This window comes from uncultured Fibrobacter sp., assembly GCF_900316465.1.
In the GTDB taxonomy this organism is placed as follows: Bacteria; Fibrobacterota; Fibrobacteria; order Fibrobacterales; family Fibrobacteraceae; genus Fibrobacter.
Map to the genome: position 1 here is coordinate 1 of NZ_ONDD01000016.1, position 12,687 is coordinate 12,687.

General features: G+C 45.3%; 8 protein-coding genes. 6 read left to right on the plus strand and 2 right to left on the minus strand.

What is annotated here, in order from left to right; all coding sequences use genetic code 11:
• Positions 1–302: 302 nt before the first annotated feature.
• Genes QZN53_RS07695 through QZN53_RS07715 form a run of 5 tightly spaced genes read left to right on the plus strand, consistent with a single transcriptional unit; the run spans position 303 to position 10,066 of the window.
• The gene (locus QZN53_RS07695; RefSeq protein WP_163438443.1) at positions 303–713 is read left to right on the plus strand and encodes a hypothetical protein; all 411 of its coding nucleotides are present in this window, start codon (positions 303–305) and stop codon (positions 711–713) included.
• Between the two features lie 8 nt (positions 714–721).
• Positions 722–1,306: a hypothetical protein gene (locus tag QZN53_RS07700; protein ID WP_163438444.1), complete on the plus strand. Its 585-nt coding sequence runs from the start codon at positions 722–724 to the stop codon at positions 1,304–1,306.
• Position 1,307: 1 nt separating this feature from the next.
• Positions 1,308–1,712, plus strand: a complete 405-nt coding sequence (locus QZN53_RS07705) for a hypothetical protein (RefSeq protein ID WP_163438445.1) — start codon at positions 1,308–1,310, stop codon at positions 1,710–1,712.
• A gap of 58 nt (positions 1,713–1,770) precedes the next feature.
• Positions 1,771–7,986, plus strand: coding sequence for a DEAD/DEAH box helicase (locus QZN53_RS07710; RefSeq protein ID WP_163438446.1), 6,216 nt, complete (start codon positions 1,771–1,773; stop codon positions 7,984–7,986).
• Positions 7,979–10,066, plus strand: a complete 2,088-nt coding sequence (locus QZN53_RS07715; protein ID WP_163438447.1) for a UvrD-helicase domain-containing protein — start codon at positions 7,979–7,981, stop codon at positions 10,064–10,066. The genes QZN53_RS07710 and QZN53_RS07715 overlap by 8 nt, the downstream gene beginning before the upstream one ends.
• A gap of 45 nt (positions 10,067–10,111) precedes the next feature.
• On the opposite strand, the gene QZN53_RS07720 is transcribed toward QZN53_RS07715, so the two are convergent.
• Positions 10,112–11,218 carry a phospholipase D family protein gene (locus QZN53_RS07720; RefSeq protein ID WP_163438448.1) on the minus strand — a complete coding sequence of 369 codons (1,107 nt, stop codon included), beginning with the start codon at positions 11,216–11,218 and terminating at the stop codon, positions 10,112–10,114.
• Between the two features lie 263 nt (positions 11,219–11,481).
• On the opposite strand from QZN53_RS07720, the gene QZN53_RS07725 reads away from it, so the two are divergent.
• A complete protein-coding gene (locus QZN53_RS07725; protein WP_163438449.1) occupies positions 11,482–11,901 on the plus strand; it encodes a type II toxin-antitoxin system HicB family antitoxin in 420 nt (139 codons plus the stop codon).
• 117 nt (positions 11,902–12,018) lie between these two features.
• Here the strand turns inward: QZN53_RS07725 and QZN53_RS07730 are convergent, their stop codons facing one another.
• Positions 12,019–12,666: a GNAT family N-acetyltransferase gene (locus QZN53_RS07730; protein ID WP_163438450.1), complete on the minus strand. Its 648-nt coding sequence runs from the start codon at positions 12,664–12,666 to the stop codon at positions 12,019–12,021.
• Between the last annotated feature and the right edge of the window lie 21 nt (positions 12,667–12,687).

Genomic DNA, 12,687 nt, shown 5'->3' on the forward strand with positions numbered 1-12,687 from the left:
CTAAAGTTCGACTAGACAAAGTTAAAAACGCAATCAGAACACAATTTCCCATATATTTCATAAAAAATCGCCTTTTTCTCTTGACAGAGCCATTCTTTTAGTGTATATTTGTGCAGTATGCGCCGCAGTTTCATGCTTGTCTGCGGAAAGGAATTATATGCTTGTACCCCTGTTTGCCCAGAGTCGGCCACATTATCTATATCGCCTAAAAATGCTGTTTTGGAGGTTTTTATGCCCGTTGGGGTTGTCTTTTTGTTGCCAAAATTGTATATTATTACACATAATGTGTAAATAGGAGGCGTATGGAAGCGCAAAACGACGAAATCGTAGCCTTTTCCACACCTCCGAAGGACCCTGTCGAAATATGGTTGCAACTGCTGGATTACTGCAAAAAGAAGCGCGCACGGATTCAGTTATACGCCAAGGCCCCAACCGAAGAGGTGAGCTACCGACTGAATATCATCAATCCCCGCGAGGATATTTGTCGATGGCTTTTGCAGATCAAGGAAACACCCGAATGCCTGGAGGTAAAACCCCTGCGCAGACCTGAAGTCGGCGTTGTCGGAACCCCAGTATACGCCTACAGCATTCCCTACAATGATCAACACTACTACCTAGCTTTATGCGAAAAGACCAACCAAAAGGATGAAAAGATTATCACGATAATGTTCATTAAGTCATTAAAAATGGACAACCGTTTCCCGATACTATAGAGGTTCTTATGACTACAAAATGCCCTGTTTGCGATTCTGAAAATATCGAGATTAAAAAGGACTACAGAAAACTGACCGTGCCTTTCGCGGAATCAGTCCTGCAAGAAATCTCCGTATGCCATTGCAAAGACTGCCTGTCGGACATTCTGCTGGATTCCGAACCGAAAAAAATCGTGCAAAGCAGAATGCTCGAGCGAGCTAAAGAAAGCGTCCCCGCCCTGCTGAAAAAAGTTAACGATAACGGCTATTCCGATAGCCGCCTGGAACGGGCCTTGAGCTTGGCCCCGCACACCATCAACCGCTGGAAGCAAGGAGTCCAGCTGTCGGCAGCGGCAATTGCGCTGTCTCGCTTCATGTCTATTTTGCCGGAACTGACCCTTGCTGCGGAGGCAGGCTTTAATGAAGCATATGCCCGCAAGGCCATTGTCAAAAAGACGTTAGATAAGATTGCTGCAATGAGTTCTGCAGCAAAGTCTTTCTATGTGAATACGGATTCATTCTCCGCATTCGGAGTAGTTGCAATGAATAATGTTGAAAATACTGAAAATTCCGGATTGGCCAATTTCGCCCAACCAGCTTTGTTGGAGGTATAAAATGAAGGTTAAATCTTTTGTTCTCTGCGAACAGGTTCGTCAAGAAAACACGGGAAAGTTCATGCTGATTGGCGTGTTCGGCACAGACGCCATTGTCAATAACTTGCCTGCAGAAACCCGCTGGATTAACCCCGTTTTCCTCAGCATTTTCTCTACCCTTGAGGTCGATCGCGAAACAGACGCCGGTTTATATATTGTCAAAGATGAAGTTGACAATGGCAAATCCCTTGTTCCAGAGATGACTCTTGAGATAAAGAAAGACGGCGCCACACACTTCCCGCTACCTCTAAATGTGGGACTGTTACTCAAAGGACCGTCAAACGTCTGTTTGAACATTTATAAAAAGGACACCATGGAATTGGTGGCTGAACTAGGGCGATTTTCCGTAATCGAGCCAAAACAGTAACATCAAAGGGCCCTTTCTAAACTATATTGTCCTTATAACCATAAGGGCAATTTTTTTTATGATTCCGAGCATTCTGGCCAAGCAGATCGAGAAAGGTCTGGGCGACTACATCAAGACGACGTTCCCGATGGCAAACGAACCGTTCAAGGGTTCCGTGGAACGAATGCTAGCCGGCCAAAATGCGGTAAATCACGAGCCCTTTATCGCAGTAAAGTTGCCGTTTCGCACTACCGAGAAAGCGGAATACCCCTTTGAGTCGATCCATTCCAAGGACATCCCTTACATCCATCAGACCAAGGCCTTCGAAAGGCTTTGTGGCGACGACGGACGTTCCTCCCTGATCGCGACTGGCACAGGTTCCGGAAAAACGGAATGTTTCCTTTACCCGATTCTAGAATATTGCTACAAGCATCGCGGCGAAAAGGGAATCAAGGCACTACTGATTTACCCGATGAACGCCCTGGCGACCGACCAGGCAAAGCGCATCGCTTCGCTCATTTTCAATAGCCCGGAACTCAAGGGCAACGTGACCGCAGGCATGTTTGTCGGTGGCCAAGAAGAAAAACCTTCGCTAGTAATGACCGAAACAGATGTCATTACGGACCATGATACCATATTGAACAATCCGCCCGACATCTTGATGACTAACTACAAGATGCTGGACTACCTGTTGGTTCGCCCGAAGGACGCTCCCCTCTGGGAAGACAACAAGCCCGAAACGCTCAAGTATATCGCCGTTGACGAACTCCACACCTTTGACGGAGCTCAGGGCACAGACCTCGCCTGCCTTTTGCGCAGACTCAAGGCCCGCCTCTTTATTCAAAAAGGGTTCCTGTGCTGTATTGGAACGTCCGCAACGATGGGGTCGAAAGACAATTCGCAAAAGATTCGCGAATATGCGCAAGAAGTTTTCGGAGAAACATTTGACAATGACTGTGTCATTACTGAAGACCGTCTGACACCATCGGAATTTTTCGAGCATAGCGAAAGAACATTTAACGCACTACCAAATTCCGAACAGCTTGATGAACTGAACCGACTCGTGACCGAAGGCGACGAAGCTTGCTATTTGAATTTCGCCGTCAAATGCTTTTTCCCTGAATTTAATGATGACCTCGCAACTCCTGAAGGGCGAATCAGCCTCAGCTCAATGCTGATGCACCACGCCTTGTTACAAGATGTAATCAAGTTCATGGGAGGATCATTTTTTCAAATTGCACAGATTATCGAGCCGCTAAAAAATACACATCCTGAACTTACTTCCGTCAACGATCCCGACGCCTTACTCAACGCTCTGTTCGCCCTAATATCACATGCAAGAACAGGGACTCCCGAAAAAAAGCCAAGGCCTTTCCTGAACGTCCAGGTGCAATTGTGGATGCGAGAGTTGCGCCGTCTAGTCGCTCTCGTTTCTGAAAACGATATCCAGTATTCTATCGCCAACGACCTGAACAAGGAACAGGCAAAGCATTATCTGCCTGTGGTAAACTGCAGAGATTGTGGCGCAACGGGATGGGTATCCCTTTTAAACGAACGGAACAATGCTACTGTCGGAAACCTAGACGCTTTCTATAACCGCTACTTTAAAGCCGACGACCGCATCGCGATGCTATTCCCGGGTAAACAAGTTCAGGGAACGGGGACATTCCAAAAATCGACAATTTGTCCGCACTGTTTACAGGTCGCATTGAACGAAAATGTCAAACAATGCGAAAAATGCGGCACCAATACTATACAAGTTGTAATTCCACTAAAGCCGTCTTCTACCGGTCGTGAACGCAAAATGTACGCCTGCCCGTTCTGTGGTAGCCGTAGAGGCCTTTCGTTGATGGGCTTGCGCAGCACCACGGAAATCAGTGCGACTCTTTCGCAAATGTTCGCCTCCAGGTTCAACGACGATAAAAAGACGCTAGCCTTCTCTGATAGCGTGCAGGACGCAGCACACAGGGCTGGATTCTTTAACGCTCGCACCTGGAATTTCGGATTACGAACGGCAATACAACATTACGTGCAAGACGGCGGTTCCGGGAAAAATTTTGCAGCGTTCCAAGATGACTTTGTAGAATATTGGCACGGTAAAATGAGCAATGAAGATTTCGTAAGTTTCTTCATTCCGCCCAATATGGTATGGATGCCCGCATACGAAGAGATGCTTGCAAAGCGCACCCTCGCCAATAATGCAGAGACACAAAACTTAATCAACTTGATCGAAAAGCGTTTACGTTACGAGTTGATGTTAGAAATCGGCATCAAGTCTAATATTGGCCGCACACTGGAAAAATCACATTGCATTTCCATTGAATTTGACGATTCTGAACTGCAGCATGTCGCAGAAATTGTTCGCGAGCGAATTGTCAACGAACTTGGCTCACGCAGTTTTGATTCTCCTGAAAAAGTTTTCGATATCGTAAAAAAATTTGTGAATACGCTGCGCACAAACGGAGCATTTAACGACGAATCGCTTTATGGATTTGTCGTCTCCGGAACAGAATACCTGTTGACAAACGAGAAACACCTCTGGATGCCCGGCAAACAGGGCAATTTGAATGTTCCGCACATTCCTATAAAGGTCGAATCAAAAAAGCCGAAGTCATCTTACTTTGATTCCTTTGCCGATAACAAATACACCAGGCTTATCGAAGAAGCAAATACTGAATTGTTGAAAAATTCAGATAGTGCAGTTCAAATTGCAAATATAATCGCAGACGAACTCATCAATGCAAATATTCTACAAGCCATAGGAAATCCTGATGGATATATCGCCTATGGCCTAAACAAGTTCAAACTAAAGATTGTAAATACAACAGGCGAAATTTCCCAGGATTACTATGGAAATCTTTATAGCCGGGGCGACTTAGCCAGGGTAAACGCAGCCGAGCATACGGGCTTGCTGGAACGCAATACTCGCGAAAAAATCGAAATCGATTTTAAGCGCAAAAAGGACTCCCACAAAATTTGGGACCCGAACTTACTTTCTTGCACGCCGACCCTGGAAATGGGTATCGACATCGGCGACCTTTCAACAGTAGTTCTTTGCAGCATTCCACCCGCACAAGCACAATATGTGCAACGTACAGGGCGTGCAGGCCGTACCGACGGGAATGCCTTGACCTTATCTGTTGCCAACGCAAAGCCACATGATCTGTATTTCTATGCAGATCCGATGGACATGATTCAGGGGACTGTCGCACCGCCCAAGGTATTCTTGAAGGCCTCCGCAGTTCTGAGCCGTCAGTTCCTGGCTTTCTGCCTTGATTCCTGGATTCGCAAAGGCATTCCCGAAGACGCTATTCCTCGCAATATCGGCATGGTTCTTACAAAACTCGATAAGCGCGATTCGGCAACATTCCCGTTCAACTTCCTTGCCTTTGTCAAGAATACGCTCAACAAGCAGTTGCGTTCGTTCCAGGAAATGTTCTCTAATGAACTGGACGATGCAACAGTACGTGAATTGGAATTATTCGCACGGGGAAATAGCGATACTGAAAGCCCGATGTATCTGAAAATTTTGGAATCCTTCGAATCTCAAAAGAAACAGAAAGCATCGTTACAGGCAAATTGCAGGAACCTGAAAAAACAGATTGATGAACTTAAGGCGAAACCGCAAGACAGTTCATATGACGAGCAAATACGAGAACTGAAAGCAGAACGCGGAGCATTGCTCGATGTCCTTCGCGAATTGGGACGAAAAGATATTTTCAATTTCTTCTCTGACGAAGGCCTGCTGCCCAATTACGCCTTCCCGGAAGCAGGAGTTTACCTAAAGGCCGTATTAAGCCGAAAAATCCAGCAGGCAGAATCTACCGATAGCGATGGAACACAACGCCGTTACGAGAAACGCGTTTACGAATACAACCGACCCGCAGCATCGGCGATTAGCGAATTCGCTCCGCTGAACAGCTTCTATGCAGGCGGACGCAAGCTGACGATAGACCAGATTGATCTATCGACAACAAAATCTGCCAAGTGGAGACTTTGCCCTAACTGTTCGCACGCCCAGTTAGAATCCGAAGTGACAAATAGGGCCGCATGCCCCAACTGTGGTTGCACAGGCTGGGCAGACTACAATCAAGTCCGCTCAATGCTCAAGGTTCAACTGGTTTATTCCAATTCCGACTACAACAAGAGCATGATTGGCGACGAAAGTGAAGATCGGGCCAACGTATTCTATTGTAAGCAGCTGCTTGTAGATGTCGACGAAGACCACGATATTCAAAGTGCATACCAAATGGACAATGACGAGTTCCCATTTGGTTATGAGTTCGTGAAAAAAGCGACCCTCCGCGAAATCAATTTTGGCGAAAGCGACAACTTCGGCGATAAATTAAGGATTTCGGGAGTAGAAGACATTCGCAAGGGTTTCAAGGTTTGCAAATGCTGTGGAAAAATCCAGCCCGAAAAAGGCCCTGCCCAGCATAGCTATGCCTGCAAATACAAAAAATCGGACATTCCAAAAACTGAATCCGTTTATGAAGATTGCTTATTTCTGTATCGCCAATTCGATACAGAAATTTTGCGACTGTTGATTCCCGCAACAACCACAGAACCCACACAGACTCGTACAGATTCCTTTAAAGCAGCCTTTATGCTAGGGATGAAGGAATATTTCGGAAACGTGGACCACCTGCGTGCAACTGTGAGCGATGTTCCCGTAGAAAATGCGGATTTCCGAAAGCAATATCTGGTAATCTACGATTCGGTTCCTGGTGGAACAGGTTACCTTAAGCAATTGATGCACGATGAAAATGCATTGATAAGCATTTTCGAAAAAGCCCTAGATGTTCTTGAAAAATGCAACTGCAAAAACGACCCACAAAAGGACGGCTGCTACCATTGCCTTTTTGCATACCGCGACAGCAAAAAGATTGGAAACCTATCTCGGAGCACAGCAATCCGCCTAATCAAATCCATTTTGAGTGGCAAGGAAAACATCAAGAAAATCGACAAACTCCGCAGCATCTCCGTCAATTCACTGTTTGATAGCGAATTGGAACAAATGTTTGTCGAAACATTCCGTTCTATGGGCAATGATTCCCGCAAAATCGATGTCACGGACGACATGATTAACGGAAAGAAAGGCTATATCGTAACAATACGAACCGCCGAGCATACGGCCACATGGTCTGTAGAACCCCAAGTGGAACTTGACGAAACCGAAGGCGTTTATGTTAAATGCAAGCCTGATTTCATCTTGACTCCTTTGCATGCAGGTTCACAAAAGAAAATTGCCATTTTTACAGATGGATTTCAATTCCATAAGGATATCGCCGCCGCTGATACGTTAAAACGTGAGGCAATACGCCGTTCCGGTAAATATCGAGTGTGGTCGCTAAGCTATAAGGATGTTCAGCAAGAACAACTCAAACAAAGCAACTACGCTTCGGCATCGCTTGTCGCAAACAACATGCCGATGGGCACAAAAATGTACAACCCGACAATTAATGCGGGAAACGCAAGCTGTCTAAAACCGGAATCAATGACTCCATTTGAACTTTTGATTCAGTACATGGAATTACCTGAAGCCGAAAAGCTCTTTGCGACTCAAGCAAGAGCATATTCCTTGTCTCTGCTCGACATGTCAAAATTCAAAAATGACAAGGCGTTTGACGATTGGAAATCTACGGTAGAATGGATTGACCAGCAGACCCACTACTGCGATGCCGAATTCGCTTTTGGCAACACGATGTTTGGGAAATGGAATCCCGGAGAACATTTCCGAGATCTAGATATATATGCAGGGATTTCAACAGCAGATGCAAATAAGAACGCATCCGTTCCTGTTGCATGCGTACTGAGGGATGACGAAATCCTGCGTTCTGCAGATGATTACGAATCAAACTGGAACGAACTATGGCATTTTATGAATGTCATGCAATTTGCGGAAAAGTTTATCGCCGTATCGTCAACAGGAATCAACCAGAACGTTTATCTGCATATGCCCATTCCATCGCAAGAGGCAGAAGCAGAAACTACGATTGAAAAAACGCCTTGGGGCGTTATTCTTGAAGAATTGTTTGATGACGAAGCTAGACAATTTGCAGAAAAAGCAAAAACGCAAAACATCCCCGTCGCAGATGAAGTCGGCTACGATTTGGTTAACGAAAATGGAGCCGTTATTGCCACACTGGAACTGGCTTGGACAAGCAAAAAAATATGCTTCATGACGCAAGAGCAGCTTGCCGATAAAGACGCCGTTGAAAAAGACGGCTGGATTATAATTTCAATAGAATCTTTGGACAACAAGGACCTATTCGGAGGAATGACTAATGGCTAATACCGCAAAAGTCGCAATATCTACGGATTTTCTCTCTGCATTTGCAGTGCTGCCCAAGAAAATTCAGGGCAAGGTTACCGAATTTGTAAACAAGTTCCGCAATAACCCAAAGGCTCCGGGAATCAATTACGAAAAACTCGGAGGTATCGACGACAAGATCCACTCCGTCCGTATTGACGACGCCTATCGCGGAATCGTTGTCCGCCAAGAGGAAACCGGAGTCTATTTGCTTCTGTGGGTAGATCACCATGACGAAGCCTACGCCTGGGCCAAAAGAAAACGTTGCGAAGTAAACCCGCAAACTGGCGCAGTCCAAGTTTTCGACGTCCAGCAAGTCGAAGAAAAAGTCAAAAAAAGTGTCAAACTTTTATTTGCAGATGTCAGCGATTCCGATTTAATAAAGTTAAGCCTACCCGAGATCCAGTTGCCCTTTGCAAGGAGCCTCGAAACCAAGGAACAATTCTTTGATGCCGAGAAGGTTTTCCCTCACGATGCATTTGAAAACTTGACATGGATTGTAGAAGGCTTCCCTGTCAACGAAGTACTGGAAATGGTGGCAGAAAACACTGCAAGCACCGTAAAATCCGATAGCCTTGCAACAGCCTTGGAAACACCCGAAAGCCAGAAGAGTTTTGTTATTGTTGATGGCGAAGATGAACTTCGTAGAATTATGGCTGAGCCGCTTGAAAAATGGCGTGTATTCTTGCACCCGTCCCAGCGAAAGGTGGTCCAGAAAAATTTCTCTGGGCCGGCAAGAGTCCTTGGCGGCGCGGGCACAGGAAAAACCGTTGTCGCCATGCATAGGGCAAAATACCTTGCAAGCAAACTGGGCGACAAAGATAGAATCCTGTTCACCACTTTTACCGCAAATTTGGCTAATGACATCAAGGAAAACCTGAGAAAGATTTGTTCTGTCGAAGAAATGCGACGCATCGAGGTCATCAATTTTGACGCTCTAGTAAGCCAATATCTCAGGGAACAAGGATTTTCTGCTGTTGTAAAATACGGTGAAGACATTCAAAAACTTTGGAGCGAAGCCGTTGCAGAAGCATCCGAAAATCTGGATTTCGATGTAGATTTCTTTGAAGAAGAATGGAACCGTGTGGCAATTGCCAATGAGGCGTTGACCGTAGAAAAATATGTAAAGGCGCCCCGAGTCGGACGTGGCACTCGCCTAGACAGAAAAAAGCGTTTAGCCATTTGGAAGGTCTTTGAATGCTACATTAATTTGATGCGAGAAAACCATGTACGAGATGCCAACATGGCAATGTACGAATGCTCTTTGCTGTTGCAAAAGAACAAGAAAGCAAAATACGCCCATATTGTAGTCGACGAAGCTCAAGATTTCAGCGACAACGCGTTCAGGCTGATTCGTTCATTCGCCGGAGAGGAACGAGAGAACGACATTTTTATTGTCGGCGATTCTCACCAGCGAATATATAAAAATAAGCCCATGCTTTCTCGGTGCGGAATCAATATTCGTGGACGCAGTAGCTATCTGAAAGTAAACTATCGCACCACAGAAGAAATTCGCAAATACGCATTCGCCTTGTTGAACGGAATTTCCTTTGATGATTTAGACGACTCGTTTGATGTTGGAGACAAGTGCCGTTCGCTAACTCACGGAACCGCTCCTGTAATTCAAAATTTCAAAGACTTCGACAATGAATTTGATTACATAATCAATGAAATTAAGCGGTTGAATAATGAAGGCGAAGCGCTAAGTAGCATTTGCATTGTAGCAAGAACACAGAAGTATGTGGATATGTACAGCGATGCCCTGAACGCTGCGGGAATGAAGGTGTATGCAATCAAGCGGAACAAATCAGATGACCGTTCAAACGACGGCATTCGTGTCGCCACGATGCACCGCGTGAAAGGTTTGGAATTCAAGTACGTATTCGTAGCGGCAATCAATAATGGTGTTATGCCTCTGAAGTCCGCAATAAAAAACACCGACGAAATTAGTAAGCAGGAGTCGCTCACTTCCGAAAAATGTCTCCTATACGTGGCAATGACCCGCGCGCAAAAAGGCGCCTACATTACCAGCTACGGGAAGAAATCGGAGTTTATTGGATAGAGTTGCAAGTATTTGGTCAATTGACAAACATTCTCTGGATGTTAGCTAATTTCTATAGCCAAGAAATTTCTGCATTTCAGCGAAAGTGACATAGCCATCCTTTTTAGCATCAACCAATTTCTCCCATTTCCCTAGATTATCCCTTATTCGAGAATTAATAAGTTCTCGTAAAGTACAATTTGACGAATCGAGTTCATAAATCCATTTTCCTTTCCTTATTTTTTTGTACACCATGCAAACACTATCGGCATCACTTTGCCTACTACAAGTGTTCCCTTTTCGATAAACCATGTCAATCATCTTGCCGACTTTAATACATCCACTCCTTATGGCATCATCATTATGCGTTAATTGACAAATAATTGCATCTTTATCTCGGATTCGCGTTTTATATAATGTATCAAGAAAATGCAATTCTTTTTTTCGTTCACCCTTTTTACCAGGCAATACTTCTGTTAAAAAGTCGAATTTCATTCCATAATTTTTTTCTATAGACTCTTGCATCTCTGGATAGCCATCATCATCTTCACTCCATAAAACAAAAATAACATCATTTACATCCTTTCCTAATTTCAACAGGTCAACAACACTATCCTTGATTATTTCTTCTTTCTCAATTTGCCGAATTCGTTTTTTATTCCATTCAAACCGACTCTTTAAGCGATCCCATTCAGCATCACTTTTTTCAGATACGAGAAGTGATTTATCAAATAGGCCATCAAACCAATCTACGGCTTTATCTACTGCAGCCTTAGAACCCTTTCCATTTACAGTATCAATGAAATTCGCAGCCTCAAGAGTTCCGCAACCCATTCCATTCTTGGAATAGTTTGCAGACGTAATAATGAGCCGTTTGTCATCAAAAATATAGACTTTGGCATGCAAGCCACTAAAATAACGTACATTATTTTCGTCAGCAACTTCTTCCAAAATCTTTTGTATTGTTGTTGGATTACAGCCAGCATTCTCTAAGTCACAAACAAGTCGAACGTCCTTATCTTCTAAAGCCTCAATAATTTTAAATTTCAATGATTCCGAAATAAATGGACAAGCTATTTTTACACTAACAGCATCTCTAAGCCATTCTCTGAATTTATTGCCTACATTAGACTTGATTGTTCCATCTTTTTCAATTTCATCAAACACTAACATATTCTTTTCCCTTAAGTTTATGCTTTTAATATATACACAAATAATCCAAATGTTCCACCAACACCAGAAAAGGTGGTATTATGGATCGTTTCCGCATAAAGGCGGAGCGGTCCTTTTTTTATGTAAAAGGAGCCCAAAATGCCGAAATAAGCCAGAATTTATAAACACATCCATTGATAAATAAACAAATATGTTGTATTTTAATCTATGAAGTTTAAAGAAATCTGCGACTACGCAAAGAAAAGAGGTTGGGCTCCAAACCTATGAATTACGCAGCGAAAATTGAGAAAGACAAGGACATGGGTTTCGTGGTTTCGTTCCCCGACCTGCCCAACGTGAACGCGTTCGGCGACACGCAGGAGGAGGCCCTCAGGCAGGCGAAGGATGCCCTCGACGGCGCGATGGAATGCGACCTGGATTTCGGCAACACGATGATTCTCCCCAAGACAATGCCCGATTCCGACAAGGGGCTCTACCCGGTCGAACTTTCCCCGCGAATCGAGATTGCATATAAACTATTTGAAGCGCGCAGGGGACAAAAGAAGAGCGAGGTGGCGCGTCGCGCAAACATCACCCCGCAGGCTTACCAGCGTTTCGAGACTCCGAAGGGCTCGCCTTCCGTCGAGACGCTCTATAAGCTGGCGCACGCCCTTGGCAAGCAGCTCGTGGTCGAGTTCGTGTAGTTCGTATTCCGCACATGAGTAGTTGTCAAGGAATACTTGACAACTACTGAACACGAGCTCCCTTCATTTTTACTCGGTCACTTCGACGAGCACTTCGGCAGGCTCAGTGACCTTTTGTTACCCTAACTGTCCGGGCAGTACCAGCTTTTCCTTCTGCGGAAACTCCTTATCGTACTTCTCGAACGCCTCGGGGTTGCGCATGGCGACAAAGTACGGTTCGGGGTCGCGGTAGCTGCCGGTGATTCCGTCGAGGAATCCTTCTTGCAGTTCCTTGCAGAGGAAGTAGGGCGCGTCGCTGTCGGGGTCGTCGGCGTAGCGGATTCCCTTGGAGCTTGCGGCCACAAAGCCGCTCTTGCCGTAGAACGCGATGTTCCCGCAAATCAGCAGGCAGCCAGCACCCATTTCAGCGGCGAGTCGCATGGAATAATCGAGCAGAATTTTGCCGTAGCCTTTGCGCTTGTAGTCGGGGCGAATGCTAATGGGCCCGAAGGTCATCATGCGGATTTTGCGTCCGTCATCGGCGTCGATGTGCGACCACGCGTACATCACGTGCCCGATGATTTCGCCGTCCACTTCCAGCACGAGCGAGAGTTCCGGCACAAAGTCGGGCTCGCTCCTGTAGCAGTGCAGCACGTAATGCTCGGTGCATCCGGGACGGTACACGTTCCAGAAGGCTTCGCGGGTAAGGTTTTCAACGATTTTAAAGTCGCGCGGTTGTTCCGTGCGGATGGTATAATTTTCCGCAATTTTGTCCAATTTTTCCATGCACCCCTTCGTATAGATTTC